The 18,289-nt window shown below is 65.8% G+C and carries 17 protein-coding genes and 1 riboswitch; of the genes, 7 read left to right on the top strand and 10 right to left on the bottom strand.

Annotation, left to right across the window (positions count from 1 at the left end):
• Positions 1 to 72: 72 nt before the first annotated feature.
• Positions 73 to 1,173 carry a 3,4-dihydroxy-2-butanone-4-phosphate synthase gene (gene ribB, locus ACMZPQ_RS21410; protein WP_133933799.1) on the bottom strand — a complete coding sequence of 367 codons (1,101 nt, stop codon included), beginning with the start codon at positions 1,171 to 1,173 and terminating at the stop codon, positions 73 to 75.
• Positions 1,170 to 1,805: a riboflavin synthase gene (locus tag ACMZPQ_RS21405; RefSeq protein WP_197582293.1), complete on the bottom strand. Its 636-nt coding sequence runs from the start codon at positions 1,803 to 1,805 to the stop codon at positions 1,170 to 1,172. Before ACMZPQ_RS21405 ends, ribB begins: the two co-directional genes overlap by 4 nt.
• Positions 1,806 to 1,879: 74 nt before the next feature.
• A riboswitch (FMN riboswitch) is annotated at positions 1,880 to 2,023 on the bottom strand.
• Between the two features lie 246 nt (positions 2,024 to 2,269).
• Between ACMZPQ_RS21405 and ACMZPQ_RS21400 the strand changes: the two genes are divergently transcribed.
• Together ACMZPQ_RS21400 and ACMZPQ_RS21395 are read left to right on the top strand one after the other, a co-directional pair.
• Positions 2,270 to 2,893, top strand: coding sequence for an outer membrane beta-barrel protein (locus ACMZPQ_RS21400; protein ID WP_197582297.1), 624 nt, complete (start codon positions 2,270 to 2,272; stop codon positions 2,891 to 2,893).
• Positions 2,894 to 3,208: 315 nt separating this feature from the next.
• A complete protein-coding gene (locus ACMZPQ_RS21395; RefSeq protein ID WP_197582292.1) occupies positions 3,209 to 4,093 on the top strand; it encodes a hypothetical protein in 885 nt (294 codons plus the stop codon).
• A gap of 41 nt (positions 4,094 to 4,134) precedes the next feature.
• Here ACMZPQ_RS21395 and ACMZPQ_RS21390 read toward each other — a convergent pair whose 3' ends face one another.
• Positions 4,135 to 5,166, bottom strand: a complete 1,032-nt coding sequence (locus ACMZPQ_RS21390; protein ID WP_414486126.1) for a leucine-rich repeat domain-containing protein — start codon at positions 5,164 to 5,166, stop codon at positions 4,135 to 4,137.
• A 259-nt stretch (positions 5,167 to 5,425) separates the two neighbouring features.
• On the opposite strand from ACMZPQ_RS21390, the gene ACMZPQ_RS21385 reads away from it, so the two are divergent.
• A complete protein-coding gene (locus tag ACMZPQ_RS21385; protein ID WP_197582290.1) occupies positions 5,426 to 6,301 on the top strand; it encodes a hypothetical protein in 876 nt (291 codons plus the stop codon).
• Positions 6,302 to 6,313: 12 nt separating this feature from the next.
• Positions 6,314 to 7,279 carry a hypothetical protein gene (locus tag ACMZPQ_RS21380; RefSeq protein WP_197582289.1) on the top strand — a complete coding sequence of 322 codons (966 nt, stop codon included), beginning with the start codon at positions 6,314 to 6,316 and terminating at the stop codon, positions 7,277 to 7,279.
• A 387-nt stretch (positions 7,280 to 7,666) separates the two neighbouring features.
• On the opposite strand, the gene ribD is transcribed toward ACMZPQ_RS21380, so the two are convergent.
• The 6 genes from ribD to ACMZPQ_RS21350 form a co-directional block, all read right to left on the bottom strand.
• Positions 7,667 to 8,752 carry a bifunctional diaminohydroxyphosphoribosylaminopyrimidine deaminase/5-amino-6-(5-phosphoribosylamino)uracil reductase RibD gene (gene ribD / locus ACMZPQ_RS21375; RefSeq protein ID WP_197582288.1) on the bottom strand — a complete coding sequence of 362 codons (1,086 nt, stop codon included), beginning with the start codon at positions 8,750 to 8,752 and terminating at the stop codon, positions 7,667 to 7,669.
• A gap of 309 nt (positions 8,753 to 9,061) precedes the next feature.
• On the bottom strand, positions 9,062 to 9,583 hold the full coding sequence (gene nrdR, locus ACMZPQ_RS21370) for a transcriptional regulator NrdR (RefSeq protein WP_197582287.1): 522 nt from the start codon (positions 9,581 to 9,583) through the stop codon (positions 9,062 to 9,064).
• 138 nt (positions 9,584 to 9,721) lie between these two features.
• Complete coding sequence (locus ACMZPQ_RS21365; protein WP_197582286.1) at positions 9,722 to 10,171, bottom strand: hypothetical protein; 450 nt, start codon at positions 10,169 to 10,171, stop codon at positions 9,722 to 9,724.
• A 27-nt stretch (positions 10,172 to 10,198) separates the two neighbouring features.
• Complete coding sequence (locus ACMZPQ_RS21360; RefSeq protein ID WP_197582284.1) at positions 10,199 to 10,615, bottom strand: hypothetical protein; 417 nt, start codon at positions 10,613 to 10,615, stop codon at positions 10,199 to 10,201.
• A gap of 65 nt (positions 10,616 to 10,680) precedes the next feature.
• Positions 10,681 to 11,934 (bottom strand): serine hydroxymethyltransferase, encoded by a 1,254-nt coding sequence (gene glyA / locus ACMZPQ_RS21355; RefSeq protein ID WP_197582283.1) that lies wholly within the window; start codon positions 11,932 to 11,934, stop codon positions 10,681 to 10,683.
• A gap of 172 nt (positions 11,935 to 12,106) precedes the next feature.
• Positions 12,107 to 12,586, bottom strand: coding sequence for an RcnB family protein (locus ACMZPQ_RS21350; protein ID WP_197582282.1), 480 nt, complete (start codon positions 12,584 to 12,586; stop codon positions 12,107 to 12,109).
• Between the two features lie 256 nt (positions 12,587 to 12,842).
• Here ACMZPQ_RS21350 and ettA point away from each other — a divergent pair, with 256 nt between their 5' ends.
• From ettA to ACMZPQ_RS21335, 3 genes are all read left to right on the top strand, one after another.
• Complete coding sequence (ettA, locus tag ACMZPQ_RS21345) at positions 12,843 to 14,507, top strand: energy-dependent translational throttle protein EttA (RefSeq protein ID WP_079220603.1); 1,665 nt, start codon at positions 12,843 to 12,845, stop codon at positions 14,505 to 14,507.
• A 199-nt stretch (positions 14,508 to 14,706) separates the two neighbouring features.
• Positions 14,707 to 16,023 carry an NCS2 family permease gene (locus ACMZPQ_RS21340; RefSeq protein WP_197582281.1) on the top strand — a complete coding sequence of 439 codons (1,317 nt, stop codon included), beginning with the start codon at positions 14,707 to 14,709 and terminating at the stop codon, positions 16,021 to 16,023.
• 113 nt (positions 16,024 to 16,136) lie between these two features.
• Entirely contained in the window at positions 16,137 to 17,135 is a 999-nt protein-coding gene (locus ACMZPQ_RS21335; protein WP_197582280.1) for a DUF4434 domain-containing protein, read from the top strand.
• Positions 17,136 to 17,153: 18 nt separating this feature from the next.
• Here ACMZPQ_RS21335 and ACMZPQ_RS21330 read toward each other — a convergent pair whose 3' ends face one another.
• Positions 17,154 to 18,287: an acyl-CoA dehydrogenase family protein gene (locus ACMZPQ_RS21330; RefSeq protein WP_197582279.1), complete on the bottom strand. Its 1,134-nt coding sequence runs from the start codon at positions 18,285 to 18,287 to the stop codon at positions 17,154 to 17,156.
• Between the last annotated feature and the right edge of the window lie 2 nt (positions 18,288 to 18,289).

Raw genomic sequence — 18,289 nt, 5'->3', positions numbered from 1 at the left:
TCCACCGGTAGTGCCGGCCGCTGGCCGGCAATCCCGGGGATGCGGTTGCCGGCCAGCGGCCGGCACTACCCATTACAGGGTGACCGTCTCCACCACTTCCAGGCCGTACCCGGCCAGGCCGACCTGGCGGCGCGGGGTGCCCAGCACGCGCAGCTTGCCCAGCCCCAGGTCGGACAGGATCTGCGCGCCGGCACCGTTGCGGCGCCACTGGCCCACGTCCTTGTCCTTGCCCGGCACCACCGGCGCCGGCTGCTGGCGCAGGCGGGCCAGCAGGGCTTCGCCATCGCGCGGGGCCGACAGCACCACCATCACGCCCGCGCCTTCGGCATCGATCGCACGCAGGGCATCGGTGGCGGCCACGCCGAAATCGTCGCGGCGCCAGTGCAGCAGGTCGGCCAGCGGGTTTTCCACCTGCACGCGCACCAGCGTCGGCGTTTCGGCATCCGGGGTGCCACGGACCAGGGCGAAATGCAGGTCGTGGGCGATGCGGTCGCGGTAGGTGACGAGCTTGAATGGGCCGAATTCAGTGTCGATGTCGCGCTCATCAACGCGCTCGACGGTCTTTTCGGTGGCCAGGCGGTAGGCAATCAGGTCGGCGATGGAGCCCATCTTCAGGCCGTGCTCGCGGGCGAACACTTCCAGTTCCGGGCGGCGCGCCATGCTGCCATCCGGGTTGAGGATCTCCACCAGCACGCCGGCCGGCTCCAGCCCCGCCAGCATGGCCAGATCGACGCCGGCTTCGGTGTGGCCGGCGCGGGTCAGCACGCCGCCCGGCTGGGCGATCAGCGGGAAGATGTGGCCCGGCTGGTGCAGGTCGGCCGGCTTTGCATTCGGCTTCACCGCAGTGCGGATGGTATGTGCGCGGTCATGCGCCGAAATACCGGTGGTCACACCTTCGGCCGCTTCGATGCTGACGGTGAAGTTGGTCTGGAACTGCGCGGTATTGGCCTGCACCATCGGCGCCAGGCCGAGATCGGCGGCGCGGGTACGGGTGAGCGGCAGGCACACCAGGCCGCGGCCGTGGGTGACCATGAAGTTGATGTCCGACGGCTTGACCAGCTCGGCGGCCATGATCAGGTCGCCTTCGTTCTCGCGGTCTTCGTCATCGACGATGACGACCATGCGGCCCAGGCGGATCTCTTCCAGGATTTCCGGAATCGGGGCGAAATTCATGCGGCATCTCCCTCTTCAGACGGTAGCTGCCGGCCGCTGGCCGGCAGGCTGACAAGCCTTTCCACATAACGGGCGACCAGATCGATTTCCAGGTTCACCGCACTGCCCACGTCAGCGGCGGAGAAGGCGGTGTTGGCCACGGTGTGCGGGATCAGCGCGACTTCAAAGCCTTCGTCATCCACTTCGTTGACGGTGAGGCTGACGCCGTCCACGCAGATCGAGCCCTTCTTGGCGATGTAGCGGCGCAGCGAGGCCGGCGCGGCAAAGCGCCAGCGCTGGGCGCGCGCGTCTTCGTGGATGGACAGCACCTGGCCGAGGCCATCGACGTGGCCGCTGACCAGATGGCCGCCGAGGCGGTCGGTCGGGCGCATCGCGCGCTCCAGATTGATGACCGCGCCCTCGCCCAGCTGGCCGAGCGTGGTCAGGCCCAGGGTCTCGGTGGAGGCGTCGGCCTGGAAGCTGCTGGCGTCGAATGCAATGACGGTGAGGCAGACGCCGTTGATGGCGATGCTCTCGCCCATCTGCACGTTGTCGAACGGCAGATTCCCGACATTGAAGGTGAAGCGGACATCGCCGCCGATGGATTCGCGTGCGGCCAGACGGCCGACGCCTTCGATGATTCCAGTAAACAAGTAACGTTCTCCGCGAAAAGTGAGCGAAAAACGCCGCAAGGCAAACAGGCGCACGCAGGGCATGAGCCCTGTGGCACCGTCTTCTTTCATCCGGACTATACCGTCGGCTCCGGCATTGGACCGGATCTGCTGACCCCCGGCGTAGGCCGGGGCGCTCGCGGGCTCGTGCTTGCGCACCTACCGCCGGTGGGGAATCGCACCCCGCCCTGAAGACGTTTGTGTACCGGCGAACCGGCCTGGTCATTGTAACAGCGGCTTCCCCGGGCGGGCCGCTGCAGGCGGGATGCCAGGGGGCCACGTTCAGAACAGCGCTTTCCGTGCCTTCCATCGCAGATCGTGGAGCAGCCCTCGCTTTTTGTGAAATTTTCATTAAAATCTCGCCGCGAACGACACGAGGTCGTTCCCGCAGGGGGCCATGACGGCCGCCTGACACGGACCGTAAACCCCGAAAAGGAAGAAACATGATGCGCAAGTCTTTCCTGCTGGCCGCCCTGCTGGTTGCGGCTCCGCTGTCGGCCACCGCGGCTGACGGCCTGAGCTACACCTACGCCGAAGCCGGCTGGACCCAGCTGAAGCTCAACGACGACGACCTGAACGACCCGAAGGGCACCGGCGGCTACGTGCGCGGCTCCTACGGCATCGCCGACAACGTCAACCTGTTCGGTGGCTGGTCGACCGTCTCCAAGAGCTACCGCTTCAACGGCGCGCGCCTGAAGTACGAACTGAACCAGCCGGAGCTGGGCATCGGCTACCACATGGCCATGACCGACCGCGTGGACTTCACCAGCGACATCGCCTGGCTGCGCCTGAACCAGGAAGTGAAGCTGAGCGTGCCGGGCTTCGGCAGCGCCCGCAACAAGGATCACGTCAACGCTGGCCGCGTCACCGTGGGCCTGCGTGGCAAGCCCTCGCCGCGTACCGAGGCGTGGATCAAGGGCGGCTACATCGACGGCAGCGACATGGATGGTGAGTGGACCGGCACCCTGGGTGGCCAGATCAACTTCACCAAGACCTGGGGCATGACCGGCGAAGTGCAGGCCTACGACGGTGCCACCCAGTTCAGCCTGGGCGTGCGCGCCAGCTTCTGATCTGCTGATCGCTCCTCGTCACGCGATCGGACGGGCCCCGCGAGGGGCCCGTTTTTTTTTGCCCGATTTCAGATGAGTTGCATGGCACACGGCGCAGCGCTGCCACAGGCTGGGCGTCTTTCCTCTGCTGCACGGATGGATATTGGCCTACCGCCTCTCCTTGTTGCTGTACCTGCGACTTCCCACACAGGCAGTCGCTTCGAAAAAACCGAGCCCGGGCAGGCCATCGCTGAAGAGCTAACGAGGCCATTGAACCCGCATGCAGATGCGCTAGGCTTGCGCGCCTGTACTACCCACTGGAAACGGAACATCGTCATGAAGACCCCCCTTCGCACCCTGCTGGCCAGCGCTCTGCTGTGCGCCCCGCTGCTGGCCCACGCCGCACCGGCCACGCTGTCGCCCGAGCAGGCCTTCGACCTCTATGCACGCGTGCTGCTGGAAGACGACGCCGCCGCCACCCGCAGCCTCAACGACGCGCTGAAGCCCGCTTTTGAAGGCAAGGACGCCGTGACCCCGACCCCGGGCGCGCTGGCCAAGGCACTGGCCGAACCCTGGCAGACCGTGCTGGCCAGCACCGGCGCCAAGGTGGACGCTGCCGCCACCGAAGCGCTGTATGCCAAGGCCCTGCGTGATTCGAAGTGCCGCGCCACCCAGAGCGTGATTGAAGACAACGAATACGTGGAAGACCAGAAGCTGGCGCGGATCAGCTACAGCTGCCAGGTGCCCGACCTGGGCAAGGTGCGCCCGCTGTTCGCCGCCAGCCTGGCCGCCGATGCCAGCCCAGCCGTGCGCAAGCAGTTCACCGATGCCTACACCCAGGCACTGCAGACGGGCGCGCGCGTGCCGGTCAGTGGCACCTTCACCCTGTACCCGGCCAAGGACAACGGCTACTGGTACAGCGGCAATTTCGATGATCTGGTCGGCACCGTGGCCGGCGCGCTGGCACCGTTCGAAGAGTGGATGCAGGACGCGCAGGCGTCCAGTGCACCGAAGGTGACCGGCGTGCCGGGCTGCGACCTGCTGCTGCAGCAGCACCGCGCCTGCGTGGCGAAGATCGCACCGGAACAGATCAGCGGCGTGGATGCGATGGCCGATGAACTGAAGGCCAAGGCGCAGGTGCAGTCGGCCGAGGAGATGACCCAGGAATGCAAGGCACTGCGGCCGATCGCCGAGATGATGTGGACCGACGCGTGCGCGTAAGGTGGTAACGCCGGGCACTGCCCGGCGGTTCCGCATTACTGTCATTGTTCGTCATCGTCGTCCGGATGTTCGCCGAACTCCGGACGATTCTGCTGGTACTCGCAGCCGTGCAGGGTTTTGCCCTGTCCCCTGGCGCGTACGATGCGCGCGCGATCTTCCAACCACCCGTCGGCAGAGGTGCTGGTATCGTGGAAGCCGACGAATGCCACATCATCCCAGCCATCGTAGAGCGGCAGCTCCCATTGTTCTGCCAGCGCTGAAGCGACGTCGCCGTCGAGCTCGGCATACAAGGTCTGACCCAGCTTCACGAAACGGGATACCGGCTTTCCGGCAATGACAATCGGCGCCGGGAGTGTCCACCAGCGATTACCCTCATCATCCTCGCCGCTCTTCCAGCCCTTGAAACGCGCGTCAGTGGACAGCGGCCCCATGATTACTGCCCAGCCGGCGGTATAGTTGCGCAGCGCATCAGCCTTGCAGCTCAGCACCTCATCCAGCTCCTTACTGATATCCAGCCCCGGGGCAAACCTGGTATCAGGCTCCTTTCCGCGCCGACGAAGTTGATCCGTGCGGGTGTCGTAGCGCTCTTCACACCCCACCAGAACCGCCTCAGGGTGACTGGCAATGCGAGATGCGGTAAGCGAGCGTACGTAGATGCCATCATCGCCACTATTGCGTAGCGATAGCTCGCGCACATGGATATGCGGAGCATTCGTCGCGCTCAACGGCTTCATGTCCAGTTGGTTCGATATGTCTTCGAGGGAAATGTGCTCAAGAATTGCCATCGTCGCCTCGGACAGCACCGCGACGCGCTTCGTCTCGTGGCCGAAAACAGTAATGGGCACCGGCAGTTCGATCTCATGCAACGAACCATTGGGCTGTTCCACCTCGGTCCACGCGTCGAACGGTGAGCCGACCCGCCTGTTGTCACCCAGCACCACAGGCCACACATTCCTGGAGAGCGCCAGCTGGGCGTGTGTGGATGAGCGGCACTCAATAGCCGCTGTCAGCCCCTGAAGGGCCTGCTCGGCGGTGAACTCGTGCCCTGGGACTTCAACTTCGTCATCAGCCATGCAGAACGGTGAGATGACCAGGCTCAGGGATACCATCCCCAGAAGCTTGAGGGCTCGACTTGAGTGCCACACAGTAGTCACCTGAAAAGATGAGGACCACTATCGTGCTCGATGAGCGTGCACTGGTATATGCAAATTTTTTCAAGCTTCTCCGACTCTACAAATGTGCCAGTGCGTCAGCAATTTCGGACAAGTTGCATGGACGCAGCCGTTACCCGCCGAGATCATTTGCGGTTGTTCCGACCGCCCACACCCAACCATGCTCAAGCCAACGCTCGTCCTGCTGCTCTACGCACCGCTCTGCGCTACTGCCGCGCCTGCATCACTGTCCCTTCAGGACTCGTTCGATGCCTACGCACGCATCATTACCCAAAATGATGAGAACGCCAAAACCGTTCTAGGCAATAGTCTGCGTACGGCAGATCCGAGCAACTATCCCGATCTAAGTAGTGTCGTGGACGGGCTATACGCTTTCGAGAACCTCTCGGCGGGCTTCGAGGAGCCGGCCGCAAGCACGATCAGCACGCGCCGGAAGACCATTCACTGCCGTGCGGTCAGGGTCGAGGAGGACGGCGCCGCCCGACGCGGAACGGTGGACTACCAGTGCACGCTTCCCGATGTCTCTGGCGCCTTTGACGCCTACCGGGAAAATCTGGCGCGTTCACGCGCCGGGGATCCGGATGGTGATGCCTTCAGAACATTTCTGGGCATCTATGCCACCACACTGCGCGACGCGCCTGACACCACCTACACGGCGAGGGCGGAGTTTTCGCGTGTTGGTGGCAATGGCCCATGGAGCAGTGCCGACATGCTGTTCCTCGGCTTGAATCTCCTTAAGGAGCTGATGCCGTTCTCTGCTTGGGACGAGCGCATTGAAGCAGAGTCGGTCACTGCCTATTCGGGCATTCCCGCCTGCGATTTGATGCTGGACGCTCAACTGAAGTTCGCCGAGCGGTATGACCCCGATAGCCCGCTGCAGCGGGGTACGACCTTGCAGGACATCGTGGCGGAAAAAGTACGATCGCTCGGACCCAGCATGGCCGAAGCGTACTGCAGGGGAACCCATGATCGAAACCGCGCGGTGTGGGAAGGGTCGGTAAACCAGGAAGACCCCGATCGAGTCGGGGCAGAATAGAAGGAGTTAACGATGCTCATCCGCCGCCTCCGCCGCATCGCGCGCGCGACTCTGCTTCTCCTGCACGCGTTGCTGCTCGCGGGTTGTTCACAAGCCTCACAGCCGCCAATGGCCGTGCCCGGCTCGGTCGTCAGCCTGTCGCCGCCTCCTGGGTTCGCACCTGCCCCCAACTTCTCCGGCTTCGTAAGTGAGGATGGCCGTGCCAGCATCCTGGTGGCCGAGCTGCCTGCCGAGGCCAGCAGCGTGGTCAGCGAACTGTTCGTGGATGAGGGCACTGCGCGCAGCCGCTTCGCCAGCCAAGGCGTCGAAGTGGATCGCCTGGAATCGCTCAGCGTCGACGGGCGAATGGTTCCCGTGGCCATCGGCAGCCAGGACGCGCACGGTTACACCTTCGACAAGTGGATGGCGCTTTTCAGCGGCTCACCCACGGTCATGATCACCGTTCAGGCTCCGCGTGGTCATGCTCTGACGCACAAGCAGGCGATGCGGGCTTTGGCATCGGTAACCCTGCGTCCGCTGGCCACGATTGAGCAGAAGATGGCCGCGATGCCGTTCAGTATCGAACCTGTGCCTCCTTTCCGGCTGATTGGCACCCTGTCCGGCTCAGCCGTGGCACTTACGGCCGGCCAACGGGACACCGATCCCGAGGGCCTGCAACCTCTGGTGATCGTCGCGTCACAGCTTTCTCTGCCCTTTGCCTCAAACGATCTACAGCAGGTGTCCGATCAGTTGATCGCGGGAACCGTCAGGATCCAGGGCGGAAGGATCACCTCAAGACGCAACGTGCCGTTCGGCGGCATCACCGGGCATCGGGTTGACGGAGTGACACCCGACGGGCGCCTTTACCGGCATTACCTTGCACTTTGGCCAGGTGAACGGTTCGTGCGTCTGGCCGCTATTCTGCCGCCAGGCAGTTCCAAGGACGTGGAAGACGCGGTCGACGCCATGGCGGCCTCGGTTCGGTTCCGCGAGTTGTGACATCACGGCGCTGCCGGCTTGTACCCGACCACTATCGGGGCCAGTCGGCATCACCATCGAATCGCGCAAGCCAGCGCTGAGAATCTTCGTCAGAGAAGCGCTCTGCCGGGTCTCCGGCCCACTGTCCAAATCCAACCAAGCCCAGGCGATCATTCCGAATGGGCCGAAGCAGTCTGTTCAGCAGCTTCGGCATCTCTGGCATTCCACTTTCCACGGGATAAAGTCGATGTCCAGCCCGTGAAATCTTGATGCCAAAGAGCGGACGATGGAAGACGAGCCACTCCCACAGCGAGCCTGTAGGCCGATAGGCGCGTTCATGGCACGACAGATTCACGCCGTGAATGAAGAGCGGCCCAGCACCGACCCAGGCTGTCCTCTACCAGAGCATTAGGCGCGCAACAGCAACCGCAAATCCTCGCCTACCTGGCGCTGATCGACCACGCGCAGGCGGCGTTGCTGGTCCATCGCATCGATGCCGAGGCCGGCCAGCAGCGGGCGGCCACTGTCACCCAGCAACGTGGGCGCCAGGTACAACAACAGTTCGTCTACCCAGCCGCCGCGCAGCAGCGCACCGCCCAACGTTGCGCCCGCTTCGGTGTGCACTTCGTTGATGCCGCGCTCGGCCAGCAGCGCCAGTACCGCGCCCAGATCGAGATGCCCATGGCGAAGCGCCACGCTGGCAAATGCGGCGTCGGCTGCATCGGGGGGACTGACGACCGCGTTGTGCAGGTACAGCGTCGGCGCCCCACCCTCGCGCACGCGGCTGCATTCCAGCGACCGCAGGCGAGAATCGAGCACGACACGCAGCGGTGGCATCACTTCGGTATCGGCCAGGCGCACGGTCAGCATCGGGTCGTCGGCCAGCACGGTGTCGGCGCCGGTGAGGATGGCGCCCGCACGCGCGCGCCAGTGCTGCACGTCTTCGCGCGCCGCCGCGCCGGTGATCCACTTCGATGTGCCGTCCGCCATCGCGGTGCGGCCATCCAGGCTGGCGGCCAGCTTCACCCGCAGCCACGGACGGTTGCGCTCCACGCGCGACAGGAAACCCTTGTTGAGCTCGCGGGCCTGCGCGGCCATCAAGCCTTCAGCTACGTCGATGCCGGCCTCGCGCAGCAGATCGAAGCCACCACCATCCACCTTCGGGAACGGATCGCGCATTGCCGCAACCACGCGCGATACGCCGGCTTCGATCAATGCCAGCGCACAGGGCGGCGTGCGCCCGTAGTGCGCGCAGGGTTCCAGCGTGACGTAGGCGGTGGCACCGCGTGCTTCGCTGCCGGCCTCGCGCAGCGCGAATACTTCCGCATGCGGCCCACCGGCACGCTGGTGCCAGCCCTGCCCGACCACGCGTTCGCCATGGGCGATGACACAGCCGACCATCGGGTTAGGGCGGGTGGTGTAGGCACCGCGCTCGGCCAGACGCAACGCGTTGGCCATGTGCAGGTGGTCGAGGACAGAGAACGGGGTGGTCATGGCGCCATGGTAACGCCGTCGGTGTGGATCCATGCCATGCGGTCTCTGTGCCAACCAACGGTTGGCACCCACCGAGGCAGATATCTGTGCCAACCAACGGTTGGCACCCACCGAGGCAGATATCTGTGCCAACCAAGGTTGGCACCCACCGAAGCAGATATCTGTGCCAACCAAGGTTGGCACCCACCGAGGCAGATATCTGTGCCAACCAAGGTTGGCACCCACCGAGGCAGGTATCTGTGCCAACCAAGGTTGGCACCCACCGAAGCAGGCATCTGTGCCAACCAACGGTTGGCACCCACCAGGGCGTCAGCCTTTCTTCTTCTTGGTCAGGGCGATCACATCGCCCAGCAGCTGCAGCTGTTCGGTGCTGGACGGCAACTCGCGTTCCAGCTTCTCGATCTCCTCGCGGAAATCGGCCACATCCTCGAAGCTGCGGTACACCGAGGCAAAACGCACGTAACCCACATGGTCGAGCTTGCGCAGTTCGTTCATCACGAACTCGCCCACCTTGATCGAGGGCACTTCGCGCTCGCCGCTGATGCGCAGCTGGTGAACCACCGCGCGCACCGCCGCTTCGATCTTGTCTTCGGCCACCGCACGCTTCTGCAGCGCGCGGTCAAAGCCGGCGCGGACCTTGCGCTGGTCGAAGGCCTCGCGGGTGCCATCGCTCTTGACGATGGCCGGCAGCTTCAGTTCAACCGTTTCCATGGTGCTGAAGCGCTCGCCGCAGGCTTCGCATTCACGCCGACGACGGATCGTCGCGCCGTCTTCGGAGACGCGCGAGTCGATGACCCGGGTATCGGCATGTTGGCAGAAGGGGCAATGCATGGAACGCCTGGCTCGCGAGAAGACCTGCGGCCACGGTCGTGGCAGCGTCGCAAAGGTACCTGAGAAGGGACGCAGCAGCAAATGCGGTTTGCGCGGAAGTGACTGCGCAACAGGCCAATACCGCCCACAGCTGTCGCCTCAGCCGCCCTGGGCGGTTGCGGCGGCACTCGAGCCCCAGCGCAACCACGCCAGATGTGTGGACGGCAGCAGGAACGGCGGCCCCAATCCCAAGTAGCTCAACAGCGCGAATTCGCCGTCCTTGAACACCAGATGCAGGGTGACGGCCACCACCGCCAGCGCGGCCAGGACGCCCAGCAACAATCCCACCCACGCCACAGGCGACGATTGCCGCAGGCCATCACGGCCGCGGTGCAGGAATACACCGCTCAGCCACAGCCATGACAGCAGGCCGATGATCCCGCCTAGCGACCACAGCAGCAGCAACGTGGGTTCGTTGCCGGACAGGTACTTGCCGTCCAACACGACCATCAGCCCCAGCACCGCGATGGTTCCCCCGGCGGCAAGTGCAGGCAGGCCAAGTACGAGACCGCCCACCGCAACCAGCCGTTTGTGCAGGCCCTCATCCATGCATCCGGTTTCCTTCCGTGGGCCGCGTCACGGGCGGCGTTTGAGCCACAGCAGCATCGCAGCCGGCACCAGCAGTGGCGGGCCGAACAGCAACAGGCCAAAGCCCTCCGCGCGTTCGGTCAACCCGACCACCACGCCCAGTACAGCGATGGGCACGGCAACCAACGCACCCAGCACCAGAGCCCACCACCCGATGCGGCTCACGGCCCGCAGGCCCTGGCGGCCGTGCAGCAGAAAATCGACGCTGATACGCAGCCAGACAATGATGCCTACGGTGCCGGCAGCGCCCAGCAGCACCATCAGCAACCGGCTCGGCAGCCGGGTTTCCTGCATCAGGCCGGCGTACACGCCCACCAGGGCGACAATGCCGCCCAGCAGCGCTCCCGGCAGGCCGAACACCACCGCCAGCGCGGTGTACAGGTACTTGAGACGGCGCTCATCCATGCGCGGGTGCTCCGAGGGCGGGGTCAGAACCCTTCCCGCGGGAAGGGATCCGACCCCGGTTTCGATCAGCCGTAGACCGGGTACTTGCGGCACTGCGCGCTGACGGCGTCGCGCACGCGGGCGATGACGGCGTCATCGGCCGGTGCATCGAGCACGTCGGCGATCCAGTTGGCCAGGTCCACGCAGTCCTGTTCGACGTAACCGCGGGTGGTCACCGCCGGGGTGCCCAGGCGCAGGCCCGAGGTCACGAACGGCGAACGCGGGTCGTTCGGCACCGAGTTCTTGTTGACGGTGATGTGGGCCTTGCCCAGCGCGGCTTCCGCGTCCTTGCCGGACACGTCCTTGCCGATCATGTCGACCAGCATCAGGTGGTTCTGGGTGCCGCCGGAAACGATCTTGTAGCCGCGCGCGATCAGCGTGTTGGCCATCGCCTGGGCATTCTTCACCACCTGCTGCTGGTAGGCCTTGAAGCCCGGCTCCAGCGCTTCCTTGAAGGCCACGGCCTTGCCAGCGATCACGTGCATCAGCGGACCGCCCTGGATGCCCGGGAACACGATCGACTGCAGCTTCTTGACCAGGTCTTCGGCGGCGCCCTTGGCGACGATGATGCCGCCGCGCGGGCCGCGCAGGGTCTTGTGGGTGGTCGAGGTGACCACGTGGGCATGTTCCAGCGGGCTCGGGTAGACGCCTGCAGCGACCAGGCCGGCCACGTGGGCCATGTCGACGAACAGGTAGGCACCGACCTTGTCAGCGATGGCGCGGAAGCGCGCCCAGTCGATCACCTGCGAGTAGGCCGAGAAGCCGGCCACGACCATCTTCGGCTTGTGCTCCAGGGCCAGGCGCTCGACTTCGTCGTAATCGATCAGGCCCTGGTCGTTCACGCCATACTGCACGGCGTTGAACAGCTTGCCCGAGGCGTTGACCTTGGCACCGTGGGTGAGGTGGCCGCCGTGGGCCAGGCTCATGCCGAGGATGGTGTCACCCGGCTGCAGCAGGGCGAAGTACACGGCCTGGTTGGCCTGCGAGCCGCTGTGCGGCTGCACGTTGGCGTAGTCGGCCCCGAACAGCTGCTTGAGGCGGTCGATGGCCAGTTGCTCGGCGATGTCCACGTATTCGCAGCCACCGTAGTAGCGCTTGCCCGGGTAGCCTTCGGCGTACTTGTTGGTCAGCTGGCTGCCCTGGGCTTCCATCACCGCCGGGCTGGTGTAGTTCTCGCTGGCGATCAGCTCGACGTGGTCTTCCTGGCGCTGGGTCTCAGCGGCAATGGCCTTGGCCAGTTCGGGATCGTAGGATTCGATGCGGACGTCACGCGGGAACATCGGGTACTCCAGCAGGCAGGGAAAGGGGTACGACTCAGCCCTTGATTGTAGCCCCGCACCGCGCCGCTGGGGCCGAAACGGACGGGGCCGGCATCCACGAAGGAATCCGGCCCCGTATGGTTTCGCCTGCCGCACCAGTAGATCCACGCCATGCGTGGACCAGGCCGCCGACTCAGCGGCCGCTGAGCACGTACTGGGCGATCACGCCGGTGGCAATGGCCACCAGCAGCATGTTGCCGCGGTCATCGCGGATCCAGTGGTGCCCATACGGCGGGCGGCGCAGGTGGTAGCGCGGGTAGTCGTTCACCACGTAGACCGGGCCGGAATAATAGTTGCGGTAGGGGGAGCCGACCCGCCAACCGTAGCCGCCGTAGCGCGGCGGCGGCGGTGCCGGGCGATAGACCACGCGCGGCGGTGCCGGGCGGTAGTAGCGGTCGTGGTCGCGGTGCCAGTCGCGGCGCGCCTCGCGGCGGTCGCGTTCGTAGTCGCGACGGGCCTCACGGACGTCATGGCGATACTCGCGGCGATCCTCGCGGCGGTCATCCCGCCACTCGCGGCGGTCACGATGGTCGTTGTCGGCGAAGGCCGGGGCGACGGCGCCAAGCGCCAGCACAGAGGCCACGGCGCCGGCCATTACTCGATTGATGCGCATGTCAGACCTCTGCTTGGGTGGGTGGTGGTGAGCCCATATTGCGCACTTGATCTGAACCGTTTCCAGCTGGAAACGCTTCCCGTTTCAGGACTGTGACCGGGTATTCAGGCGATAGCCAGCCCGGCGCCCCCTGCCCGGCGCGGCCCGGAACCGGTTCCGGCTATAATTGGGGGTACACCTTTTCAGTCTGTGCCCGCTGCCGCACCGGGATGTTCCCGTGACGGGCCGGGCGCAGGGCCGCGCCTACGGAGACCTCATGTCCTCGCAATACATCTACACCATGAACCGCGTGTCCAAGGTGGTCCCGCCCAAGCGGCAGATCATCAAGGACATCTCGCTGTCCTTCTTCCCGGGCGCGAAGATCGGCCTGCTGGGCCTGAACGGCGCCGGCAAGTCCACCGTGCTGAAGATCATGGCCGGCGTGGACACCGATTTCGAGGGCGAAGCCCGCCCGCAGGCCGGCATCAAGGTCGGCTACCTGGCCCAGGAACCCGAGCTGGACCCGACCAAGACCGTGCGTGAAGCGGTGGAAGAAGGCGTGGGCGAAGTGCTGCAGGCCCAGGCCGCGCTGGACGCGGTGTACACCGCCTACGCCGAGGAAGGCGCCGACTTCGACGCGCTGGCCAAGGAACAGGAGCGCCTGGAGGCGATCCTGGCCGCCGGCGACGCGCACACCCTGGAAAACCAGCTGGACGTGGCTGCCGATGCGCTGCGCCTGCCGCCGTGGGATGCCGTGGTCGGCAAGCTGTCCGGTGGTGAGAAGCGCCGCGTGGCGCTGTGCCGCCTGCTGCTGCAGAAGCCGGACATGCTGCTGCTCGACGAACCGACCAACCACCTCGACGCCGAGTCGGTGGAGTGGCTGGAACAGTTCCTGGCGCGCTACACCGGCACCGTGGTGGCGGTCACCCATGATCGCTACTTCCTGGACAACGCCGCCGAGTGGATCCTGGAACTGGACCGCGGCCGCGGCATTCCGTGGAAGGGCAACTACACCGACTGGCTGACCCAGAAGGACGAGCGCCTGAAGCAGGAAGACAACCAGGAAAAGGCTCGCCAGAAGGCGATCCAGAAGGAACTGGAGTGGTCGCGCCAGAACGCCAAGGGCGGCCGCACCAAGGGCAAGGCCCGTCTGGCCCGCCTGGAAGAGCTGCAGTCGGTCGATTACCAGAAGCGCAACGAGACCAATGAAATCTTCATCCCGCCGGGCGAGCGCCTGGGCAATGCGGTGATGGAGTTCAAGAACGTCTCCAAGAAGTTCGGCGACCGCCTGCTGTTCGACAACCTGAGCTTCCTGGTGCCGGCTGGCGCCATCGTCGGCATCATCGGCCCGAACGGTGCCGGTAAGTCGACCCTGTTCAAGATGATCACCGGCCAGGAAAAGCCGGATACCGGCGAGATCGTGGTCGGCCCGACCGTGAAGCTGTCCTACGTGGACCAGAGCCGCGACGCGCTGGAGGGCAACCACAACGTCTTCCAGGAAATCGCGGGCGGCCTGGACATCCTCAACATCAACGGCATCGAGATCCAGTCGCGCGCCTACATCGGCCGCTTCAACTTCAAGGGCCAGGACCAGCAGAAGATGGTCGGTTCGCTCTCCGGTGGTGAGCGTGGCCGCCTGCACATGGCCAAGACCCTGCTGCAGGGTGGCAACGTGCTGCTGCTCGACGAACCGTCCAACGACCTGGACATCGAAACCCTGCGTGCGCTGGAAGATGCGCTGCTGGAGTTCCCGGGCAACACCTTCGTCATCTCGCATGACCGCTGGTTCCTGGATCGCATCGCGACCCACATCCTGGCGTTCGAAGGCGACTCGCACGTGGAATTCTTCCAGGGCAACTACCGCGAGTACGAAGAAGACAAGCGCCGCCGCATGGGCGACGACGCTGCGCCGAAGCGCCTGCGCTTCAAGGCGCTGAAATAAGAAAGGAAGAACGGCCGCGCTCTGCGCGGCCGTTCTGCATTCGGGTAGGTCACCACCGTTGGTGGTGACGCTTTGAGGCGTACCGACCAACGGTCGGTACCCACGTTCTGCATTCGGTAGGTCACCACCGTTGGTGGTGACGCTTTGAGGCGTACCGACCAACGGTCGGTACCCACCCCCAACGGTTCGAGATTTCGCGATGTCCCTGCTTGAACGCCTGTTCCAGCTGCAGCAGCACGGCACCACCGTGCGCACCGAGCTGCTGGCCGGTGTCACCACCTTCCTGACGATGTCCTACATCGTCTTCGTGAACCCCGAGATTCTCGGCACCACCGGCATGGATGCCGGTGCGGTGTTCGTGGCCACCTGCCTGGCCGCCGCGCTGGGTTCGGCGGTGATGGCGCTGGCCGCCAATTTCCCGGTTGGCATGGCGCCGGGCATGGGCCTGAACGCATTCTTTGCCTTCACCGTGGTCGGCGCCGCCGGCCTGCCGTGGCAGCAGGCGCTGGGTGCGGTGTTCATCTCCGGCCTGGTGTTCCTGGTGCTGTCGCTGACCGGGGTGCGTGCGTGGCTGGTGTCGGGCATCCCGGCATCGCTGCGTTCGGCCATCGTGGCCGGCATCGGCCTGTTCCTGGCGATCATCGCGCTGCAGAAATCCGGGGTGATCGTCGGCAATGAAGACACGCTGGTGGCGCTGGGCCCGCTGAACACCGCGCCGCCGCTGCTGGCGCTGGCCGGCTTCCTGCTGATCGCGGTGCTGGAAGCGCGCCGCATCCGTGGCGCGATCCTGATCGGCATCCTGGCGGTGACCGGCGCGGGCTGGGCGCTGGGCGACGTGCAGTACCAGGGCCTGGTGTCGCTGCCGCCGAGCCTGGCCCCGACCTTCCTGCAGCTGGACCTGCCGGGCCTGCTGCACCATGACGGCGGCGCGCCGATCGCGGTGCTGCTGCAGGTGGTGCTGGTGTTCGTGCTGGTGGAAGTGTTCGATGCCACCGGCACGTTGTATGGCGTGGTCGGCCGTGCGGGCCTGCTGAAGCTGCCGGGTGCGCAGAAGCGCTTCGGCCGCGCCTTGCTGGCCGACAGCACCGCGATTGTTGCCGGTTCGATGCTCGGTACCAGCAGTACCACCGCCTTCGCCGAAAGCGCCTCGGGCGTGCAGGTGGGCGGCCGTACCGGCCTGACCGCGCTGGTGGTGTCGGCGCTGTTCCTGGCCGCGCTGCTGTTCTCGCCGCTGGCAGCGATGGTGCCCAGCTATGCCACCGCACCGGCGCTGCTGTTCGTGGCTGGCCTGATGCTGCGTGAACTGGTGGAAGTGGACTGGAGCGACCTGACCGAATCGGTGCCGGCCGCGCTGTGTGCGCTGGCGATGCCGTTCACCTACTCCATTGCCAATGGCCTGGCCTTCGGCTTCATTGCCTATGCCGCGCTGAAAGCCGGCACCGGCCGCTGGCGCGAAGTGCACCCGGCGGTGTGGCTGGTCGCGGTGCTGTTCACGCTGCGCTACGCGTTGGAGTGAGTGCTGCATGGGGTCAGGTCCCATTGCTGCGCAATGGGATCTGACCCCTGTTCGAAGTGCCGGCCGGCGGGTTGGTTCACCCGCTGCGCACGGTGCTCTGGGATGATGGGCGCATGTCGCCGCCCATGCTGCCTTCCGATCCGTCTTCGCCGCTGCGCCGGCGCCTGTTGCGTGCCGCCCTGCTGGCACCGGTAGCGGGCGCGTTGGCCACCCTGCCCGGCTGTTCGCTGCCGGAACAGGTCGATGGCACCTTCCTGCAGCCCTGGCGCAGCCACCTGCAGTGGGGCATGGCGGACTGGCAGCGCTCGCTGCAGCTGGCCCGCAAACTGGGCTGCAGGCAGCTGGTACTGCAATGGACCGGCATCCTTGGCGGCGCCGACGGCGACTGGGAACTGCCCGATACCAGCATCCGCATGCTGTTCACCGCCGCGGCCGAAGCCGGCATTACCGTGCGCGTCGGCCTGCCCTTCCAGCAGCGCTGGTGGAAGGCCATCGGCGCCGATGATGCGACGCTGCAGGCGTTCTTCGCCGACAGCCTGGTACAGGCACGCAGCTGGCTGGCGAAGGCACCGTGGGCGCGCCTGCAGGCGTTCAACGGATGGTACATCCCCTACGAACTGGAGCAGTACCACTGGGCCGACCCGGCGCGCCAGCAGTGGCTGGCGCAGTGGCTGCACGGCATCACCCAGGCCGGCGCCGACGGTGGCGCAAACTGGGCGATTTCCTGCTATTTCAGCCGCCTGGCCACCGACGGCAACCTTGTGACGCTGTGGGATGCGGTGCTGGCACAGGCCACGCTGCGGCCGATGGTGCAGGACGGCGTGGGCGTGGCCGGCGCTGGCAACGTACAGCAGCTGCAGCCACTGCTGAAGCATCTGCGCGAGCGCGGCGTGGCCTTCGATGCGATCGTGGAACTGTTCCGCGAACTGCCCGGCGGGAACAACGACGGCACCCAGTTCAAGGGGGAGACCGCCGACGCCGCGCGCATCGAACGCCAACTGGCGTGGGCACGCGACAGCGGTGCCGAGCACGTGCTGGTGTATGCACTCGACCCGTGGCTGTCGCAGGACACACCGGAAGCGGCGGCATTGCGCAAGCGCTGGGGGATCTGATCCGTCCCCTTTCTGTGGTTACAGCGCGCGGCCGATGATGTCGCGCAGGATCTCGCTGGTGCCGCCGAAGATGCGCAGTGCGCGCGCGTCGGCCCAGGCACGGCCGATGCCGTATTCGCTGCTGTAGCCGTAGCCACCGTGCAGCTGCAACAGGTCATCCAGCACCCGGCCCTGCACTTCGGTAGCGTTGAGCTTGGCCATGGCCGCGCGCAACGGCTGTAGCTGCCCCTGCATCTGCTCGCCCAGGCACTGGTCGAGGAAGCTGCGCAGCATCGCCAGCTGCGCGGCCGCCGAGGCCAGCACGAAGCGGGTGTTCTGATGGTCGATCAGTAGCCGGCCGAACGCCTTGCGCTGGCGGACATAGCCCACGGTCTCCTGCAACATGCCTTCGGCCGACGCCGCGGCGCGCAGGGCGATCGCCAGCCGCTCGGCGGCCAGCTGCTCTTCCAGATAGGTGAAGCCGAGCCGCTCTTCGCCCAGCAGGTGGTCGGCCGGTACGAACACACCGTCGAAGAACAGTTCGGTGGTGTCCTGCGCGTGCTGGCCAACCTTGGCCATCGGTTCGCCACGGCTGACACCGGGCTGGCGCAGATCCATGCAGAACAGGCTGAGGCCACCGGCACCGAGCTCCGGCGCGACGGTCGCCACCACCACCGCCATATCGGCATTGCTGCCGTTGGTGATCCAGGTCTTCTGCCCGCTCAGGCGGTAGCCGCCGTCCACGGCTTCGGCGCGCGTGCGGATCGTCTTCAGGTCGCTGCCAGCGCCGGGTTCGGTCATCGCGATCGCGCCGATCACTTCACCGCGCGCCATCCTGGGCAGCCAGGCATCCCGCGCGGCCGGGGTGGCGTACTGCATCAGGTACGGCGCCACCATGTCCGAGTGGATCGAGAAACCGATACCAAGGAAGTTGGCACGGGCCAGTTCCTCGATCACGCAGGCGGCGTGGCCAAAATCACCGCCCAGCCCGTAGGGCTCGGGCAGCTGGCAGTTGAGCAGCCCGGCCTCGCCCGCGGCCTGCCACAGCGCGCGCGGGGTGATGCCGTCGCGCTCCCACTGCGCGTAGTGGGGGGCGACATGCTCATCGATGAAGCGACGCACCTGTTCGCGGAACAGATCGTGATCGTCGCGGAAGACAGCGCGCTCGGCCATTG

The organism is Stenotrophomonas maltophilia (assembly GCF_047497515.2).
Classification (GTDB): domain Bacteria; phylum Pseudomonadota; class Gammaproteobacteria; order Xanthomonadales; family Xanthomonadaceae; genus Stenotrophomonas.
This window is presented reverse-complemented; position numbering and strand designations above follow the sequence as displayed.

What these genes read in the sequence shown, in the direction of transcription:
- ribB (WP_133933799.1), bottom strand. Translation starts at nt 1,173, where the DNA reads ATGAATTTCGCCCCGATTCCGGAAATCCTGGAAGAGATCCGCCTGGGC.
- ACMZPQ_RS21400 (WP_197582297.1), top strand. Translation starts at nt 2,270, where the DNA reads ATGCGCAAGTCTTTCCTGCTGGCCGCCCTGCTGGTTGCGGCTCCGCTG.
- ACMZPQ_RS21395 (WP_197582292.1), top strand. Translation starts at nt 3,209, where the DNA reads ATGAAGACCCCCCTTCGCACCCTGCTGGCCAGCGCTCTGCTGTGCGCC.
- ACMZPQ_RS21390 (WP_414486126.1), bottom strand. Translation starts at nt 5,166, where the DNA reads ATGGCTGATGACGAAGTTGAAGTCCCAGGGCACGAGTTCACCGCCGAG.
- ACMZPQ_RS21385 (WP_197582290.1), top strand. Translation starts at nt 5,426, where the DNA reads ATGCTCAAGCCAACGCTCGTCCTGCTGCTCTACGCACCGCTCTGCGCT.
- ACMZPQ_RS21380 (WP_197582289.1), top strand. Translation starts at nt 6,314, where the DNA reads ATGCTCATCCGCCGCCTCCGCCGCATCGCGCGCGCGACTCTGCTTCTC.
- ribD (WP_197582288.1), bottom strand. Translation starts at nt 8,752, where the DNA reads ATGACCACCCCGTTCTCTGTCCTCGACCACCTGCACATGGCCAACGCG.
- nrdR (WP_197582287.1), bottom strand. Translation starts at nt 9,583, where the DNA reads ATGCATTGCCCCTTCTGCCAACATGCCGATACCCGGGTCATCGACTCG.
- ACMZPQ_RS21365 (WP_197582286.1), bottom strand. Translation starts at nt 10,171, where the DNA reads ATGGATGAGGGCCTGCACAAACGGCTGGTTGCGGTGGGCGGTCTCGTA.
- ACMZPQ_RS21360 (WP_197582284.1), bottom strand. Translation starts at nt 10,615, where the DNA reads ATGGATGAGCGCCGTCTCAAGTACCTGTACACCGCGCTGGCGGTGGTG.
- glyA (WP_197582283.1), bottom strand. Translation starts at nt 11,934, where the DNA reads ATGTTCCCGCGTGACGTCCGCATCGAATCCTACGATCCCGAACTGGCC.
- ACMZPQ_RS21350 (WP_197582282.1), bottom strand. Translation starts at nt 12,586, where the DNA reads ATGCGCATCAATCGAGTAATGGCCGGCGCCGTGGCCTCTGTGCTGGCG.
- ettA (WP_079220603.1), top strand. Translation starts at nt 12,843, where the DNA reads ATGTCCTCGCAATACATCTACACCATGAACCGCGTGTCCAAGGTGGTC.
- ACMZPQ_RS21340 (WP_197582281.1), top strand. Translation starts at nt 14,707, where the DNA reads ATGTCCCTGCTTGAACGCCTGTTCCAGCTGCAGCAGCACGGCACCACC.
- ACMZPQ_RS21335 (WP_197582280.1), top strand. Translation starts at nt 16,137, where the DNA reads ATGTCGCCGCCCATGCTGCCTTCCGATCCGTCTTCGCCGCTGCGCCGG.
- ACMZPQ_RS21330 (WP_197582279.1), bottom strand. Translation starts at nt 18,287, where the DNA reads ATGGCCGAGCGCGCTGTCTTCCGCGACGATCACGATCTGTTCCGCGAA.